Raw genomic sequence first — 17642 nt, 5'->3', positions numbered from 1 at the left:
CCGGAACTGCTGCTACGTTCCGACAGATATAGTGGATCGATCCGGCCGGGGCAGTGGCGGCCTCATTCGGGTGCGAGCGAGGCGGCAAGCCTTCCAAGCGCCTCCGCGATGGCGTCGCGGTCGGCGGTCAGCCCCTTGTAGGCGGTCTGGGCGGTGTCGAGCTCCAGCAATTGCCGGCGCAGGCCGAGCGCCAGCTGCGCGCCGTGCGGGTGGCGCGCGAATGCGGCGACCGGGTCGTGGTGGATGCGGATGGTGAAGAGGATATCGCCGCTTTGCGGCAGGCGGCGCAGGGTCTGGCGCTCGACCCGCACATGCAGGCCGCCAGCCTCGTCCCGCGCCAGCCGGTGCGGATCGGTGCCGTCCGCGGCGATCCGCTTGGGGAAGGGGCGGTGCAGCGCGGGGCCGGTATAGAGCGACCAGTTGAGCCGCCAGCTGGGGCGGTCGACGGGAAGATTGTCGAAGATGCGTGCGACCATCGGCCCCATGCGCCCGTCGTTGAAGCCGGGCACCGTCTCGTGGATCGCGGTCATCGGCTGGGCGAACTTGTCAGCGAGCGACCAGGACGAGGGAAAGCAGAGCGCGCCGGCGGCAAGGCGATACCCCTGCGGCGAGGCGCGCATGAGAATGAGGTCTTCCTGCACCAGGGAGGCGGCGCGGCCAAGCGGGATGTCGTCGTCGCCGGACAACGAAACCGTGCGCCCGGCGGGCAGGATGCGGATCGCCTCACCCTCGCGGCGATAAAGATCCGGAAAGCGCTGCGGCAGGTGCGCAGCCAGGAGGTCGAGCACTTCCTGCTGGGCGTCTCGCGTTCCGTCCTCGGCAAGCAGGACGGGAGCCTCGCCGCCGCCGGCGAGCAAGCGTTCCTTCTCGTCCAGCTGTTCGGCAAGTCGCGCGTCGGGCTCGATCCAGTCGGCAAGGTCGAGCGGCTGCAGGCCGACGCTGAAGGGCCGGGCCGAGCCGTCATAGGGCGTATGGGAAAAGGGCGGGCCGGCGGGGGAGGGGCGATCCCGCCCCCCGCCCGTGATCCCGCTCATGCGTCGAGCCGTTCCAGTTCGTCGATGAAGCCGGCGATGACCGACAGGCCCTTGCGCCAGAAGGCGGGGTCGGTGGCGTCCAACCCGAACGGGGCGAGCAGCTCCGAATGGTGCTTGGTGCCGCCGGCCGACAGCATGGCGAAATACTTGTCCTGGAAGCCGGCCTCGGCGTCCTCGTAGACCGCGTAGAGCGAGTTCACCAGGCAGTCGCCGAAGGCATAGGCGTAGACGTAGAACGGCGAGTGGATGAAGTGCGGGATGTAGGTCCAGTAGGTCTCGTAGCCTTCGCCGAGGCGAATTGCCGGGCCAAGGCTCTCCGTCTGCACCGACATCCACAATTCGCACAGGTCGGCCGAAGTCAGCTCGCCCTCGCGGCGGGCCGCATGGACCTTGCGCTCGAACGTGTAGAAGGCGATCTGCCGGACCACCGTGTTGATCATGTCCTCGACCTTGCCGGCCAGCAGGATCTTGCGCTTTTCCGGCGTCTCGGCCTGGCCGAGCAGCGCCTTGAAGGTCAGCATCTCGCCGAACACGCTCGCCGTCTCGGCCAGCGTCAGCGGCGTCGGCGCCATCAAGGCGCCGTTCGGCGCGGCCAGCACCTGGTGGACGCCGTGGCCGAGCTCATGGGCCAGGGTCATGACGTCGCGGGTGCGGCCCTGATAGTTGAGCAGCACGTAAGGATGAGCGCTGGGCACGGTCGGGTGGGCGAAGGCTCCCGGCGCCTTGCCGGTGCGCGCCGGCGCGTCGATCCAGCCCTTGTCGAAGAAGTCGCGGGCGATGTCCGCCATCTTCGGAGAGAAGCGGCCATAGGCGCCAAGCACGGTGTCGCGCGCCTCGTCCCAGGGGATGCGGCGGTTGTCGGCGGAGGGGAGCGGCGCGTTGCGGTCCCAGAAATCGAGCACATCGCGGCCGAGCCAGCCGGCCTTCATCGCGTAGTAGCGGTGGGAGAGGGCCGGATAGGCCTCGCGCACGGCCTCGACCAGGGCGTCGACCACCTCGCGCTCGACCCGGTTGGCCAGGTGCCGGCTGTCGGCGATGTCCGTGAAGCCGCGCCAGCGGTCGGAGATCTCCTTGTCCTTGGCCAGCGTGTTGGTGATCAGCGTGAAGACCGGCAGGTTCTGGCGGAAGGTCTTGCTCAGCGCCTTGGCAGCGGTCTCGCGCCGGCTGCCGTCCGCGTCCTGCAGCAGGTTGAGGGTCGGCTCTAGCGACAGCTCGGTGCCGTCGACATCGAAGCGCAGGCCCGCCATCGTCTCGTCGAAGAGCCGGTTCCAGGCGCCGGCCCCGGTCACCGACTTCTCGTGGAAGAGCTGTTCGATGCGGTCCTCCAGCTGGTGCGGGCGGGCCTTGCGGATGTCGTCGAGCCAGGGGCGGTAGTGGCCGAGCTCGGGATCGCGGGCGGCCTCGTCGAGCACGGCGTCGTCGATGCGGTTGAGCTCCAGCGCGAAGAAGATCAGGTGGGTGCTGGCCGTCGTGAGCTTCTCCTGCACGTCGCCGTAGAACTTCTGCCGGACCGGGTCGGTGGTGTTGCCCGAATAGAAGAGGCCGGCATAGGAGGCGAGACGGCCCATCAGGTCGTCGAGGGCCTCCATCTCGCGGATGGCGCCGGCGAGCTGCGCGCCGGAGCGGCGGGCCATCTCGTCGAGCTTGCCCTTGTAGCGCTCTTCGAAAGCGCTCGCGTCACGTGCCGCCTGGGCGAGATCGGCCGCGACCTGCGGGGAATCATGGGCGGGATAGAGGTCGGCGAGGTTCCACTCCGGCAGGGTGCCCAGTTCGCTCGCCGCGCTGCCGCCTTCCGCCGCCGAGCGGGCCCCGCGTGCCTGTGCGCCCCGTGCCTGTGTCCAGCCTGTCGCGTGCGTCATGAGGTCTCCGCTTTCGTGTCGTGGTCTCGTGTCCGGGCGCCAACTCGCACCGTATCGTCCTGCCCCTTGGATATTGTGGATTGTCGGTGAAGGGCAACGGCTAAAGGCGGGGCGAAGAGGCCGCGCGCCGGCAAATGTGGACATTTTGTTTACCGGTGCACGGATAGCCTGACCCGAATTGAGACAGTTCCGAACAAAGGCAGGCGAACGCATGATCCCCACAGGCGGACGCATCCTCATCGCCGACGACGATCCCGTGCAGCGGCGCCTGCTGGAGGAAGCGGTCAAGCGCTTCGGCTACCGGGCGCGCAGCGTCGAGAACGGCGCGGAGGCCGTGGCGATGATGGCCTCGGCGGAGGGCGGCGATGTCGATCTCGTGATCCTCGACCTGGTGATGCCCGAGCTCGACGGCATGGGCGTGATCGCCAAGCTTCGCGAGATGAAGAAGACCGTGCCGATCATCGTGCAGACGGCGCATGCCGGCATCGATGCGGCGGTCAACGCGATCCGCGCCGGGGCGCAGGACTTCGTGGTGAAGCCCGTGTCGCCGGAGCGGCTGGAGGTGGCGATCCGCACCTTCATGCGCATGTCGGCGCTGGAAGGCGAGATCACCCGCATCCACAAGCAGGCGAGCGGCACCTTCTCCTTCGACGACATCGTCACGCGGTCCGACGCGATGGAGCGGGTGATCCGCGTCGGGCGGCGGGCGGCCACCTCGCATATCCCGGTGCTGATCGAGGGCGAATCGGGCGTCGGCAAGGAGCTGATCGCCCGCGCCATCCAGGGCTCCAGCGAGCGGCGGGCCAAACCTTTCATCACCGTGAATTGCGGCGCGATCCCCGAGCATCTGGTGGAATCGATCCTGTTCGGCCACGAGAAGGGGGCGTTCACCGGGGCGGTCGACAAGCATGTCGGCAAGTTCCAGGAGGCGCATGGCGGCACGCTGTTCCTCGACGAGGTCGGCGAATTGTCGCTCGACATCCAGGTGAAGCTCTTGCGCGCGTTGCAGGAGGGCGAGATCGACCCGATCGGCTCGCGGCGGCCGGTGAAGGTCGACTTCCGGCTGATCTCGGCGACCAACCGGCGGCTGATCGACCTGGTCAAGGACGGCCAGTTCCGCGAGGACCTCTACTACCGGCTCAACGTCTTTCCGCTGTGGCTGCCGCCGCTGCGCGACCGGCCGGAGGACATTCCCGACCTGGTGCGGCACTTCCTGGCGCGCTTTGCCGCGGAGGAGGGGCGCCCGCACATCTCGACCGTTTCGCCGGACGCGGTCGCCATGCTGCAGGCCTACGACTGGCCGGGCAACATCCGCCAGCTGGAGAACGCGGTGTTCCGCGCCGTGGTGCTGTGCGAGGGCGACCATCTGGTTGCGGACGACTTCCCGCAGGTGCAGGCGAGCGTCGGCAGCCTGCCGGCCGCATCGCGGAGCGCCATCGCACGGCCGGTCCTTTCGCACGAGGCGGGGCCGGCAGCGGAAAGCGGAGACGAGACCGCCGCGCGCGCGCCGGAGACGGCCGGTGTCGCCCTCAACGAGGGCGGGGCGGGGGGGGCGACGCCCTTCGGCTACATGCGCTCGCTCGACGATCATGGCCATGTGCGCAAGCTGGAGGACGTGGAGGCGGAGATGATCCGCACTGCCATCGACCACTATGGCGGGCGCATGACCGAAGTCGCGCGCAGGTTGTCGATAGGGCGCTCGACCCTCTATCGGAAGTTGAAGGACTATGGCCTCGATGCAACACCTGATGCGGAGGCGGCCGAGTAGCGCTGCCCGTGACGCAACGTGACTTGCATTGACGGAACCCAGGCGGCTTGCTGGGCCCTCACACGACAGAATCACCTCGGCATGGGCGCGGTTCGCCCGTGTGGGGCAACCGGAAGAGCTTCATGGCCCGCAGCATTCGTTTCCGCCCGGCCCGCATCGCCGCAGCCACCCTTGCCGGCCTGATGCTGACGAGCGCGCTGCCGGCGCTGGCAACGACCGGAGCGATCTCCGGTGCGGGGACGGATACCGAGACGCCGGCCGCGATTGCCGCGCCGCTGCCCGAGCCGCTGCCAGAACCGGCGCTTGCCGTGCTGCTGGAGAGCGGAGCCGGACTTTCCGAAACCGACAACGCGCTGCCCTTCATGAGCGCGGAGCGGCGCAAGCAGCTGGACGAGTTCTACGCCGCACGCGGCCACGAGCCGCTGTGGGTCGCCGACGGCGTGCCGACGCTGGAGGCGCGGCGGCTGGTGGCGCGTCTCGCGCAGGCCGACCGCGACGGGCTGAAGGTTGCCGACTACGCATTGCCGGGCGATCTGGCCCGCTCGGCCGGACGCATGGACGAGGCGCGGGCCGCGCGGTTCGAGGCGCTGCTGTCGGCCGCGGCCCTTGCCTATGCCGATCACGCGCAGGCCGGGCGCGTGCAGCCGGTCTCCCTGTCGAGGAACGTGACGCTGGACCCGGTGCATCCCGAGCCTCAGGAGGTGCTGGCCGCCCTTGCCGCCTCCGCCGATCCGGCGGCGACGCTTGCGGGCTACAACCCGCCGCAGCCGGGCTTTGCGGCGCTGCGTGAGGCGCTGGCCGAGATCCGCGCGCGCGGCAAGGACGAGACGCCGCCGATGGTGCCGGAGGGGGCGACGCTGAAGGAAGGCATGCGCGATGCGCGCGTTGCCGTGCTGCGGGCCCGTCTCGGGCTGGCGGTGGAAACCGCCGCCGAGGCGCCGGCAGAGGCCGAGGCGGCTGCCGATGCTGTTGCGGACGCGGTGTCTGCTGAGGATGCTGTTGCAGATGCGGTGTCCGCCGAGGACGCTGTTGCGGACGCGTCCGTGGCAGATGCAGCCGTGGCAGATGCGACCGTTGCCGGCGAGGGCGCGGCGAGCGAGGCTGCCGAGAGCGAAGTCCTGGCGGAGGAGCTGTTCGATGCGCGGGTGAAGGAGGCGGTGCTCGCCTTTCAGCGCGAGAACGGGTTGCATGCCGACGGCGTCGTCGGCCCGCGCACGCTGCTGGCGCTGAACGCGGTCTCCGACGACGGCATGGCCGAGAGCGACATCGTCGCCAACATGGAGCGCTGGCGCTGGATGCCGCGCGACCTCGGCGCCTTCCACATCTTCGTCAACATCCCCGAGTTCAAGGCGCGGCTGTTCCGCGACGGGGCGCAGGTCTACGAGACCCGCGTCGTCGTCGGCAAGCCGTCGAACCAGACGCCGGTCTTTTCCGACGTGATGGACCACGTCATCGTCAATCCCTACTGGAACGTGCCCTATTCCATCGCCTCGGAAGAGCTGCTGCCGTCGATCAGGTCGAATGCCAGCTATCTGTCGCAGCGCAATTACGAGGTGCTGGCCGGCGGGCGCGTCGTCGATCCGTCCTCGGTCGACTGGTCTGGCGTCAACCTCAACCAGGTGCGCATCCGCCAGCGGCCGGGCGGGGGCAATGCGCTGGGGCAGATCAAGTTCATGTTCCCCAACCGGCACGCGGTCTACCTGCACGACACGCCGTCGAAGAGCCTGTTCGCCCGCTCTGCCCGAGCCTTCTCGCATGGCTGCGTGCGCGTGCAGGATCCGTTCGACTTCGCCGATGCCCTGCTGCAGATGGACGGCGAATGGACCGCGGCGCGGCTGAAGTCGATGATCGGCGGCCAGGAGAAGCGGGCGGACCTGACCCGGCCGGTGCCGGTGCACCTTGCCTATTTCACCGCCTTCGTCGACGAGAACGGCAAGCTGCAGCGCCGGCCGGACATCTACGGCCACAACGCGACGCTGACCAAGGCGCTGGAGATCGACGGCTGGGAAGACTGGCAGCGCTTTGCGGTGGCGGTTCCGGTCAAGCGGACGCGCCCTGCGGTGGCGCAGGCCGAGCCTGCCAGGAAGCAGAAGGTCGTCGACCTTGCGGCGGAGCGCCAGCGCATGTTCATGCGTCGCCAGCGGGCGAACTCCGACTACTGACGAGATCTGAAAAAATCGTGCCAAAATCGTGCAGGCGAGTCGTTCCGGCGGCGCCTGAATCGTCTCTTGATGGTCCCTTGCGCGCCGTTCGAGCGGGTGCGCAGGGGCCTGCTGCCCTTGACGGACGGGCCACACATGAGGGAAAAGGCCGCCTACCGGCATTTTTTTCGACAATGATGCGCAATTGCCACGATTTGCGCTCATTTCGGAATACGGTAAAGGCTTCTTAACCTCGGTCCCTTACATCAGTCCGACGGGGGGCGATGTTCGGCGGAACCGCCGGCAAACAAGCGAGACTGACATTGCTCGAGGCATGGTTTTCCCGGCTGCGATATCGCGCGTTGCCAGCATTGGCGCTTGCCGCTTTCGCCCTGGCGCTGCTGTCGCCCATGTCGCTGTCTCCTGCGTCTGCGGAGACGCGGACGCTGAAGCTGTACAACACCCATACGCATGAGCGCGTGTCGATCACGTTCAAGCGCAACGGCCGCTACGTCTCCGAGGGGCTTCGCGAGCTGAACCGGTTCCTGCGGGACTGGCGACGCAACGAAAGCACCAAGATGGATCCGCAGCTCTTCGATCTCATCTGGGAAGTGTACCAGCAGGCCGGCACGAACGAAGCGATCCACGTCGTCTCCTCCTACCGCTCGCCGGCGACCAACAACATGCTGCGCGGCCGCTCGCGCGGCGTCGCCAAGAACAGCCAGCACACGCGCGGCAAGGCGATGGACTTCTTCATCCCCGGCGTGAACATTTCCAAGCTGCGCGCCATCGGCCTGCGCAAGGAGATCGGCGGCGTCGGCTTCTACCCGACCTCGCGCACGCCCTTCGTGCACATGGACACCGGCTCGGTGCGCCACTGGCCGCGCATGACCCGTTCGCAGCTGGCCAAGGTGTTCCCGCGCGGCGATACCATCCACGTTCCCACCGACGGCAAGAAGATGCCGGGATATGCCCAGGCGCTGGCGCGCCACAAGGGCGGTGCGTCCAGCCGTCCGACGGCCGTGGCCAGCGCGTCGCCCGGAACGGTGCGCCGTTCGGGCGATATCGAGGATGGCGGCATCACGCGGCGTCCGACCGGCGGCGCGAGCTCCGGCGGTCCGAGCCTCTTTGCCCGCATCTTCGGCGGCGACGAGGACGAGGGCGAGGATGTCTCGGCGCAGCCGACGCCGCCGGCGCCGGTGACCCGCACGCAGGTCGCCAGCGCAACTCCGGCTCCTGCTCCGGCAGCGGCCGCTCCCGTTCCCGCCGAGGCGCCCCCGGGCGTGAGGTCGGCCGACGCTCCGGCCCCGGTTCCCGCCCCGGCCAGCGAACAGGTGACCATCGTCCAGGTGATGCCGCGCCTCAAGCCGCAGGACTTCCCGGCGATCGTCGCCGCGGCAGCCGGCGCCGGCAATGGCGGCACGCTGGATGCCCAGGCGCGCAGGCTGGCCGGCGGTCTCCCGGCCGTGGAGGCGACCAGCGTCGCCGCCGCGCAGGAGACGCCCGCCGCGCAGGCGCCGATCACCGTTGCCTCCATTGCACCGCCTGCCAAGCCGGCGGAGCTGCGCCAGGGCCCGATCGAGGCCGCCACCGGCGCGCCGCTCGCCGCCGCACGTCCGCGCCCGGCACCTGCCGACGGCGTGTCGGCCATCGCTGCGGCAACCGGTGTCCAGCCGGGCCGCAAGCCGCAGGTGGACATTGCCGGGGCGACGCTGGCCTATGCGCCGGCCACCGCTTCGGCCTCCGCGCTCGGCACCTCCACCGCAGCACAGACGCGGGCGCCGGCCGCCTCCGCGGCCCCAGCCGCACGGCAGGCCTCCGTGTCCGGCCGCCTGCCCGAGCCGGTGATTCGCGATCCGCTGGCCCGCTTCGCGGCGCTGCCGGACCGCACGGCAATCCCGGACATCATCTCGGGCCTGACCAACACCCGCACCCGGACCTTCGCCCAGCTGCAGCATCCGAACCAGCGTCGCCTGGAACTGCTGATGGCACCGGGCGGCCGGGTCTATGCCAACCGCTTCGGCGTGTCCGCGCGTGACGGCGAGATGCCGCGCCCGGACCGGTTCGAAGGCCCGGCAGTGGTGCTGCTTCCGGTTGTCTCGCTCAACTGAGCGACCGGCAGGACCCCCAAAAACACCGAAACGGCCGGCAGCGAGGAGATCGCTGCCGGCCGTTTTGCGTTCGGCGGTCTTTGAGGGTTTTGCCCTGGTGGGTGGTGGACGGGAGAGGCGGCGACGCGGCGCTGCTGGGCGCAGGCAAGGCGCGCACAAGGCACGGCCTGCTTTGCTGGCGCAGGCGGGCGGGCGGCTTGGGGGGAGGTCTTTGAGGGAAACGTCGGCGGACGCAGGAGGCGGGCGGGTGCCCGCCCGCGTCAGCTGTGGGTAACGTTGGGCGAGCCGCGGTCGAGCCGGCCGATGCCCTCGCGGGCGATCTCGTTGGACGCGTCGATGCCGAGCGCCCGGTTGTAGGACCGGCGCGCGTCGCTGGCCTGGCCGAGCGTTTCCAGGGCGATGCCGCGATTGGCCCAGGCGATGGCCGAGCGCTGGTCGCGATTGACCGCGTCGGACAGGTCCGAGAGGGCCGCCTTGGGATCGTTGAGGGCGAGATAGGAAATGCCGCGCGCGATATAGGGCTCGGCCGCATTGGGATCGAGACCGATGGCGGTGGCGAAATCCTCGACGGCGCGCTGGTGGTTGCTGCGCGCCTGGTGGATCAGCCCGCGATTGTGGTAGGCGCGGGCATTGCTGGAATCCAGCCGGATCGCCGCATCGAAATCGGCGAGCGCCTGGTCGTCGCGGCCGAGCTCGCGATAGGCATTGCCGCGCCCGACCAGCGCAAGGTCGTAGTCGGGCTTGATGCGCAGGGCGGCGCTGTAATCGTTGACGGCGGCGTTGATGTTGCCCATGCGCCGATGAACCAGCGCACGATTGGCATAGGCCTGATACGAGTTCGGCGACAGCTGCAGCGCCGTGTCGAAATCCGCCATCGATTCCTTGAAACGCCCGGCCTGGCCATAGGCGATGCCGCGGGTGTTGTAGGCGGCCGCATCGCGCGGGTTCGCCTCGATCACCGCGTTGAGCGAATCGATATTGGCGGCGGAGCCGGCCGAGCGGTCGATCGGAACACCGGAAGACAGGCCAGCAGCCTGACAGCCTGCCGCGAGCAGAGCTGCGGAAAGGATGATGCCCTTCCAGGGATCGGGTCGAAACTTCGCCTTATGCAATGCCGGCCACCTCGGTTGGTCCAGTCCTCGCCACGGGGTTCGTGCAGGGACAATGGCATGATCGCCCGCCGCGATCCACCCGGGTGAGGGTGTCAGCCGGTTCGGGCGGAAACCCGGCGATCCGCCGATTGCCGCGGCAAGGCCGGCCGCCCAGGCGGCAGCTGCTCCCAGGCGATCCTCGCCGGCTCAAACGGCTTCGCCTCCATGCCGGACGCGTCGGCCCGGAACAGGAGGCGAAAGACCCGAAGGGATCGGCTGAAGAAAGCGCGAGACGGTTCGCGCCGGGCCGTTTAGCGGCGGGGAGCCTTGCTCGGCAGCAGGCCTTCGCGCTGGGCACGCTTGCGCGCCAGCTTGCGGGCGCGGCGAACGGCCTCGGCCTTCTCGCGCGCCTTTTTCTCGGACGGCTTCTCGTAGTGGCCGCGAAGCTTCATCTCGCGAAAGATGCCTTCGCGCTGCATTTTCTTCTTAAGCGCCTTGAGCGCCTGATCGACATTGTTGTCGCGGACCAGAACCTGCACGCGTCTTTTCCCATCGTGTTTGCACGGGATGCGGACCTGCATCCTGTGCCGGAGCAATCTCAATGTGATGCGGAAGCGAAGTCGAACCGCAACCGGAACCGGTTGCCATCCGGGAAGGGGCTGCAACCTGCACAAAGACAAGGCTGCGCCGCCCTCGCGTCGCCAGTCAGGGCGTTGTGTTAGCAGAGGCGACCGCGCTTGTCCACCTGCATTCACCCGCGAAATGCACTGTTTCGAGGCTTTGCAGAGGCCGTTCCCGGCCCGCATCGTCATAGGGTTTCCGCGCGGCGGAGGCAAGAGAAAGAGGCCGGTTTTTCTGGACAGGGTTGTAATGAGCGACTAGGAAGGTTTCCCGGTTGTTGGCGCGGTTTTCGCCCCTTTGTGGCGACGCGTCACCCGGTGTCCAAGTCCTTTGCCCGTGCGGGACCTGGCTGCGTCGTGCCGAGCTCCGCCCGGTGTCGACGCGCCGGTGTGAGCTCCGGGCACTCCCGGAGTGCATGGGATGAACGATACGTCTCCGGTCCGCGCGGCCGGCCGGTTTTCCGTCCTTTGGCGCGGCGACATCCTGCCGACTCTGGCGCTCGGCGCCCCGATTGCCGGAGCGCAGGTGGCGCAGATGGCGGTCAACACGGCGGATGTGCTGATGATCGGCTGGCTGGGCGCGACCGAGCTGGCCGCCGCCGTTCTGGCCTTCAACCTCTATATCGTCCTGTGGCTCTTCGGCATGGGCGTGCTGCAGGCGGTGATCCCGCTGGCGGCGCAGGCGCGCGGCCAGGGCAAGGTGCGCGAGCTGCGCCGGGCCGTGCGGATGGGCTTCTGGTTCGTCGCCTTCTATTCCGTGCCGGCCTGGGCCGTGATGTGGCACACCGAGGAGCTGCTGATCGCGCTCGGCCAGAAGCCGGAAGTCGCAGTGCTGGCCGGCGGCTATGCCCGCATCATGATGGTCACGCTGCTGCCCTCGCTGCTGACGATGGCGCTGCGCAGCTTCGTCACCGTGATGGAGCGGGCGCAGGCGGTCCTGTGGGCGACCATCGCCGGCGCGGTGCTGAACGCCATGGTCAACTATGTGCTGATCTTCGGCCATTTCGGCTTCCCGCGGCTGGAGCTGGTGGGCGCGGCCATCGGCTCGGTGATCACCGCGACGGTGACGCTGCTGCTGCTCGTCGGCTATGTGCTGTACGACCGGCAGCTGCGGCGCTACGGCGTGTTCGGCCGGATCTGGCGCTCGGACTGGCCGAAGCTGGCCGAGATCGTCAAGCTGGGCTGGCCCATCGCCGTGACGCTCTTGGTCGAGGTGGCGCTGTTTTCCGGCTCGTCGGTGCTGATGGGCTGGATCGGCACCATCGACCTGGCCGCCCACGGCATCGCGACGCAGCTCGCCTCGATCACCTTCATGGTGCCCATCGGCATCGGCCAGGCGGCGATGATCCGCATCGGCCTTGCGGCCGGACGCGGCGACCGGCCCGGCGTCGGGCGCGCGGGATGGACGGGCTTCGGCATCGGCATGGCCTTCATGGGCGCCTGCGCGGTCGCGTTCTGGGTGATCCCCGGCACCCTGGTCGGCCTGTTCCTCGACTTCGACAATCCGGATGCGGCGAATGTCTTCGCCATCGGCGTCGGCTTCCTGGCGGTCGCCGCGCTGTTCCAGGTCTTCGACGGGGCGCAGGTGATCGGCGGCAGCCTGCTGCGCGGCCTGTCCGACACCAAGGTGCCGATGATCATGGCCATCGTCGGCTACTGGGGCGTGGGAATGACCAGCGCCTATGTCCTCGGCTTCCCGCTGGGCCTCGGCGGCATCGGCATCTGGCTGGGACTGGCGGCGGGCCTTGCCTTCGTCTCCGTCCTCGTCATGTGGCGCTTCGCGCTGCGCGAGAGGATCGGCCTGCTCTGAGGGCTCTCAAGCCCTCAGCGGACGGATGCGGTTGACGTGGCCCATCTTGCGGCCCGGGCGGCTTTCCGCCTTGCCGTAGAGATGCAGCGAGGCGCCGGCCTCCGCGAGGATCTCTTCCCAGCGGTCGGCCTCCTCGCCGATCAGGTTCTCCATGACGACGTCGGAATGGCGCTCGGCGCTGCCCAGCGGCCAGCCGGCGACGGCGCGCACATGCTGCTCGAACTGCGAGACCTGGCAGGCGTCCTGTGTCCAGTGGCCGGAATTGTGCACGCGCGGGGCGATCTCGTTGACGACGAGGCGCGGGCCGGCGGCTTCCTCCGGCAGCACGAACATCTCGACGCCGATCACCCCGACATAGTCGAGCCGCTCGCAGATGGTCTCGGCCATCTGCCGGGCCTGCGCGGCGAGTTCCGGCGACAGGGCGGCCGGGACGGTCGAGGTCTTGAGGATGTGGTCGCGGTGGACGTTCTCGGCAACGTCATAGGCGCGCAAGGTGCCGTCGACCCCGCGCGCGGCGATGACCGAAACCTCGCGCTCGAAGGGAACGAAGGCTTCCATGATCGCGGCCTGGCGGCCGAGCCGGGTGAAGGCGTCGCGCGCATCCGCCGCCGAGCGCAGCAGGATCTGGCCCTTGCCGTCATAGCCGAGACGCCGTGTCTTGAGGATGCCTTTGCCGCCGGCCTGGCCAAGCGCTGCGACCGCGTCGTCGTCGCTGTCGACGCGCCAGAAGCCGGCGACGGGAATGCCGGCGGCCTGCAGGAAGCTCTTTTCCTCCAGCCGGTCCTGCGAGACCGCAAGGGCGCGCGGGCCGGGGCGCACCGGCACGCGGGCGGCCAGGTGGCTGGCGGTCGGGCCGGGGACGTTCTCGAACTCGTAGGTCACCACGTCGACGGAGGCGGCGAAGATGTCGAGCGCGGAGATGTCGTCATAGCCGGCGATGGTGTGGGTATGGGCGACGTCGAAGGCGGGGCTGGACGGATCGGGGCAGAAGATGTGGGTCTTCAGGCCGAGTGGGGCTGCCGCGAGCGCGATCATGCGGCCGAGCTGGCCGCCGCCGAGAATGCCGATCGTGTCGCCGGGCCGCAAAGGCCGGTCGCCGGTCTTGATCATCTGCCGTCGTTCCTGCTGGTCATGCGTCGTCGGAAGGGTGTTCGGCGACGGCGTCCGACTGGCGCTGGCGCCACGCGTCGAGCCGCTCGGCAAGGCCGCTGTCGGTCAGGGCGAGCACCGCGGCCGCGAGCAGGGCGGCGTTGACCGCGCCGGCCCGGCCGATGGCGAGCGTGCCGACGGGAATGCCGGCCGGCATCTGGACGATGGACAGGAGGCTGTCCTCGCCTTTCAGCGTGCGGGATTCGATCGGCACGCCGAACACGGGGAGCGGTGTCATGGAGGCGGTCATGCCGGGCAGGTGGGCGGCGCCGCCGGCACCGGCAATCACCACCTTGAAGCCGGCATCGCGCGCGCCGGTCGCAAAGTCGTAGAGCCGCTGGGGCGTGCGGTGGGCCGAGACGATGCGCGCCTCATGCGAGACGCCGAGCGCCTCCAGCGTGTCGGCGGCGTGTTTCATGGTCGGCCAGTCGGACTGACTGCCCATGATGATCGCCACTTGCGGATTTGCCTCGCCCATGCGCGCCCCTGCCTGAGGTTTCTGTTGCCGGTCGTGCCGGAAGGCCCCGCACTATAGGCAGAGCCGGGCAGGGCGCAAGGGGCTTGCGGGGCGCGGGACGGCGGCGGGCGCCGGCCGGGCAAGCCCTCAGGCGATGATGTCGGGGAGCAGGCGATCCTCGAGCGTCGAGATGCGGTCCTTCAGCGACAGCTTCTTCTTCTTCAGCCGCTGAAGCTGCAAGGCGTCGGCGCGCCCGGTCTCCACCATGGCGCCGATGGCCATGTCGAGATCCCGGTGTTCCTGACGCAGGCGCGCAAGCTCGATGCGCACCGTCTTGTCGTCGAATTCGCTGTCCATGCCCGCATCCATGCCTTTACTCCAGACTTCCGGCGCAAACGCCCGCAAGATCAGCGGAAGAGCCAAGGCGGAACGCCGGGCCTTTCCGAAAAGCCGATCGTCTTTCCTGGCCCGGAAATGCTTCCTCCCGAAGGCAAAACCGCTCCTCGTCCCGAGGATACCGCGATGGCGGGCCGGGCGGTAGACCCGTTGAGCAGGATGGTGAAGGCAGGGGGCCTGCAGGCCGGCCGGGGCAGGGTGTCGCAGGGGGCGAGTGCCGGGAATTCCTCGCAAAAATGACGTAGGGGAATTGTGCGTAAACCCGGCGCTAACGGCGTTTTCGCAATCGGGCCGGGCGGCTGCGGAAGCGTTCGACAGGCAGGGCAGGCTGTGTCACACTCCTGTTGTCAAACGCGAATAGGCAAGGAGGTTTATCCATGTCCCTTCAGTCGCATCTGGTCGAGTTGAAGAAGCGCCACTCGGATCTTGAGCGAAAACTGGAAGAGGCGATGCGCCATCCAAGCGCGGACTCGCTGGAGCTCGCCACCCTCAAACGCCAGAAACTTCAGCTCAAGGACGAGATCGAGCGGATTAGCTCCGGTTCCACCCTGCACTGAAGACGTTGCATTGACATTCGAAGGGGCCTTGCGGTCGCTTCACCAACAGCAGAAGCCGCGGCAGTGCCGCGGCTTTTGCCGTTTCGGGGCCGGCTGGTTCGGGGGCAGGCTGGGGGGCGGCGTCAGACCTTTTTCGCCATCTCGCGCAGCACGAATTTCTGGATCTTGCCGGTCGAGGTCTTCGGCAGTTCGGTGAAGACCACATGGCGGGGCACCTTGTAGCGGGCAAGCCGCTCACGGCAGAACTCGATGATCTCTTCCGCTTCCACCGTCGCACCGGGGCGCAGCTCGACGAAGGCGCAAGGGGTCTCGCCCCATTTCTCGTCCGGTCTTGCGACCACGGCGGCGGCCATCACGTCGCGATGCTTGAACAGCACGTCCTCCACCTCGATGGAGGAGATGTTCTCGCCGCCCGAGATGATGATGTCCTTGGACCGGTCCTTGAGCTGGATGTAGCCGTCCGGGTGCATGACGCCGAGATCGCCGGAATGGAACCAGCCGCCGGCAAAGGCCTCGGCCGTCGCGGCCGGGTTCTTGAGATAGCCTTTCATCACGACATTGCCGCGGAACATCACCTCGCCGAGGGTCTCGCCGTCGGCGGGAACAGGTTGCATGGTCTGGGGATCGAGCACCGCCAGGTCCTCCAGCGCCACGTAACGCACGCCCTGGCGCGCCTTCAGCGCCGCCTGCTCGGTGGCGGGGCGCGCATCCCATTCGCGCTTCCAGTCGTTGACGACGGCAGGACCGTAGACCTCGGTCAGGCCGTAGAGATGGGTGACGTTGAAGCCGGCCTCCTTCATCGCTGCAAGCACGGCCTCGGGCGGGGGAGCTGCGGCGGTGAAGAACTCGACGATGCGCCCGGCAAGGTCGCGCTTTTCGGCCTCGGGCGCGTTGAGCACCGTCGACATGACGATGGGCGCGCCGCACAGATGGGTGACGCCTTCGTCCGCGAGCGCGTCCCAGATCTGCTTGGCCCTGACCCAGCGCAGGCACACATGGGTGCCGGCGACCAGCGAGAGCGACCAGGGGAAGCACCAGCCGTTGCAGTGGAACATCGGCAGGGTCCACAGATAGACCGGATGCCGGACCATGGAGGCGGTCAGGACGTTGGCCTGGGCCAGCAGATAGGCGCCGCGATGATGGTAGACGACGCCTTTCGGATTGCCGGTCGTGCCAGACGTGTAGTTCAGCGAGATCGCGTCCCACTCGTCCGCCGGCAGCTGCCATGCAAAATCGGGATCGCCGGATGCGACGAACTCCTCATAGCCGATCTCGCCGAGCAATTCGCCGGTTTGCGGAAATTCCGGGTCGTCGTAGTCGATGACGAGCGGCGAGACCTCCGCCAGCTGAAGCGCTTCCTTCATCACCGGGGCGAATTCCCGGTCGGTGATGACGACCTTGCTCTCCGCGTGGTCGAGCTGGAAGGCGAGGATGGCGGCATCGAGCCGGGTGTTGAGCGAGTGCAGCACGGCGCCGGTCATCGGCACGCCGTAATGGGCCTCCAGCATCGGCGGGGTGTTGGAGAGCATCACGGTGACCGTGTCGTTCTTGCCGATACCCCTTGCGGCCAGCGCCGAGGCGAGCCTGCGGCTGCGGGCGTAGAACTCGGCATAGGAAACGCGCTGGCGCCCGTGGACGATGGCGGTCTGTCCGGGGAAGACGGCGGCGGCCCGTGCCAGGAAGCTCAAGGGCGACAGCGGTGTGTAGTTCGCCTGGACCTTGTCGAGATCGCGCGTGAAGGGGGTGCCGTTGTCGGCCATTCGTTCCTCCGGAAGGTGCCCTGTCGCCGGCGTTTTTCGCTGTCGCCGTTTCTCCGCCATCAAAGCCGCAAAGCCCTTTGCGATCAACTGCGCAGAAAGGGCAGGGCGCCTCAGGCGAGAAGGGCGCTGAGACCGTCCCACAAGAGCTTGAGGCCGATGACGCCGACGGCGAGATAGGTGATGCGGTAGAACAGGGCTGGCTGCACCCGGCGCACCAGCCAGACGCCGGCAAGCGTCGCCAGCGGGGCGAGGGGCAGAAGCATCGCGGAGGTGGCGAGGTTCGTCGCGTCGAACTGGCCGAGCGCGGCATAGGGCACCAGCTTGATCGCGTTCATCGTGGTGAAGAACAGCACGGTGGTGCCGGCGAAGCGGATCGGATCGAGCCGCAGCGGCAGCATGTAGATCTGGTAGGGCGGGCCGCCGGTATGGCTGACGAAGCTGGTGAAGCCGGAGATCGCGCCCCAGAAACGGCCGGCCCACGGGCGCTGCGGCCGGGGTTCGCTCCGCCGGGCGCCGCCGCGCAGATAGTCGAGGGTGAAGAGCACCGCGACCGCACCGACCAGCAGGCGCACATGGGCATCGCTGACATGGGCGGCGGTGAAATAGCCGACGCCGATGCCCAGGATCGCCGGCGGCAGCAGGATGCGCAGGCTCTCCCCATCATACTTGCCGCGATAGGCGATGAGGCCGGCCATGTCCATGACGACGAGGATCGGCAGCATGATGCCGGCGGCCTGCACCGGCGGGATCACCAGGCTCATCATCGGTACGCCGAGCAGCGCCAGCGGCCCGCCGAAGCCGCCCTTGGCGAGGCCGACCAGGATCACCGCCGGAATGGCGAAAGCGTAGAACAAGGGGTCGGTGACGGGATGCACGGGGGGCTTCCTGA

The 17642-nt window shown here is 68.4% G+C and carries 14 protein-coding genes; 5 read left to right on the top strand and 9 right to left on the bottom strand.

The features are described 5' to 3' along the window. Positions 1 to 62 precede the first annotated feature (62 nt). Complete coding sequence (locus GH266_RS10300; protein WP_158193833.1) at positions 63 to 1034, bottom strand: heme-dependent oxidative N-demethylase family protein; 972 nt, start codon at positions 1032 to 1034, stop codon at positions 63 to 65. Next, positions 1031 to 2893 (bottom strand): M3 family oligoendopeptidase, encoded by a 1863-nt coding sequence (locus GH266_RS10295; protein WP_158193832.1) that lies wholly within the window; start codon positions 2891 to 2893, stop codon positions 1031 to 1033. The genes GH266_RS10300 and GH266_RS10295 overlap by 4 nt, the downstream gene beginning before the upstream one ends. 211 nt (positions 2894 to 3104) lie before the next feature. On the opposite strand from GH266_RS10295, the gene GH266_RS10290 reads away from it, so the two are divergent. From GH266_RS10290 to mepK, 3 genes are all read left to right on the top strand, one after another. Next, the gene (locus GH266_RS10290) at positions 3105 to 4661 is read left to right on the top strand and encodes a sigma-54-dependent transcriptional regulator (RefSeq protein ID WP_158193831.1); all 1557 of its coding nucleotides are present in this window, start codon (positions 3105 to 3107) and stop codon (positions 4659 to 4661) included. 122 nt (positions 4662 to 4783) lie between these two features. After that, positions 4784 to 6823: a L,D-transpeptidase family protein gene (locus GH266_RS10285; protein WP_209001574.1), complete on the top strand. Its 2040-nt coding sequence runs from the start codon at positions 4784 to 4786 to the stop codon at positions 6821 to 6823. Positions 6824 to 7164: 341 nt separating this feature from the next. Beyond that, entirely contained in the window at positions 7165 to 8913 is a 1749-nt protein-coding gene (gene mepK, locus GH266_RS23605; RefSeq protein ID WP_280524825.1) for a peptidoglycan L,D-endopeptidase MepK, read from the top strand. Between the two features lie 260 nt (positions 8914 to 9173). On the opposite strand, the gene GH266_RS10275 is transcribed toward mepK, so the two are convergent. Together GH266_RS10275 and rpsU are read right to left on the bottom strand one after the other, a co-directional pair. Continuing rightward, entirely contained in the window at positions 9174 to 10025 is an 852-nt protein-coding gene (locus GH266_RS10275; RefSeq protein ID WP_199270497.1) for a tetratricopeptide repeat protein, read from the bottom strand. 290 nt (positions 10026 to 10315) lie between these two features. Further along, the gene (rpsU, locus tag GH266_RS10270) at positions 10316 to 10543 is read right to left on the bottom strand and encodes a 30S ribosomal protein S21 (protein WP_029059436.1); all 228 of its coding nucleotides are present in this window, start codon (positions 10541 to 10543) and stop codon (positions 10316 to 10318) included. 502 nt (positions 10544 to 11045) lie between these two features. On the opposite strand from rpsU, the gene GH266_RS10265 reads away from it, so the two are divergent. Beyond that, positions 11046 to 12434: an MATE family efflux transporter gene (locus GH266_RS10265; protein WP_158193829.1), complete on the top strand. Its 1389-nt coding sequence runs from the start codon at positions 11046 to 11048 to the stop codon at positions 12432 to 12434. Between the two features lie 6 nt (positions 12435 to 12440). Here GH266_RS10265 and GH266_RS10260 read toward each other — a convergent pair whose 3' ends face one another. From GH266_RS10260 to GH266_RS10250, 3 genes are all read right to left on the bottom strand, one after another. After that, positions 12441 to 13544: a 5-(carboxyamino)imidazole ribonucleotide synthase gene (locus tag GH266_RS10260; protein WP_158193828.1), complete on the bottom strand. Its 1104-nt coding sequence runs from the start codon at positions 13542 to 13544 to the stop codon at positions 12441 to 12443. Between the two features lie 19 nt (positions 13545 to 13563). Next, complete coding sequence (gene purE / locus GH266_RS10255) at positions 13564 to 14061, bottom strand: 5-(carboxyamino)imidazole ribonucleotide mutase (protein WP_158193827.1); 498 nt, start codon at positions 14059 to 14061, stop codon at positions 13564 to 13566. Positions 14062 to 14187: 126 nt separating this feature from the next. Further along, a complete protein-coding gene (locus GH266_RS10250) occupies positions 14188 to 14397 on the bottom strand; it encodes a YdcH family protein (protein WP_158193826.1) in 210 nt (69 codons plus the stop codon). A 416-nt stretch (positions 14398 to 14813) separates the two neighbouring features. On the opposite strand from GH266_RS10250, the gene GH266_RS10245 reads away from it, so the two are divergent. Further along, positions 14814 to 14993 carry a YdcH family protein gene (locus GH266_RS10245; protein WP_158193825.1) on the top strand — a complete coding sequence of 60 codons (180 nt, stop codon included), beginning with the start codon at positions 14814 to 14816 and terminating at the stop codon, positions 14991 to 14993. A gap of 122 nt (positions 14994 to 15115) precedes the next feature. Here the strand turns inward: GH266_RS10245 and GH266_RS10240 are convergent, their stop codons facing one another. Continuing rightward, entirely contained in the window at positions 15116 to 16753 is a 1638-nt protein-coding gene (locus GH266_RS10240; RefSeq protein ID WP_158193824.1) for an acyl-CoA synthetase, read from the bottom strand. Positions 16754 to 16863: 110 nt separating this feature from the next. Continuing rightward, on the bottom strand, positions 16864 to 17628 hold the full coding sequence (locus tag GH266_RS10235) for a sulfite exporter TauE/SafE family protein (protein ID WP_158193823.1): 765 nt from the start codon (positions 17626 to 17628) through the stop codon (positions 16864 to 16866). Positions 17629 to 17642 lie beyond the last annotated feature (14 nt).

Origin of the sequence: Stappia indica (genome assembly GCF_009789575.1) — a bacterium.
Taxonomy (GTDB): domain Bacteria; phylum Pseudomonadota; class Alphaproteobacteria; order Rhizobiales; family Stappiaceae; genus Stappia; species Stappia indica_A.
Note: the sequence above shows the minus strand (reverse complement) of the source record. Positions and strands in the feature narration are given on the sequence as shown.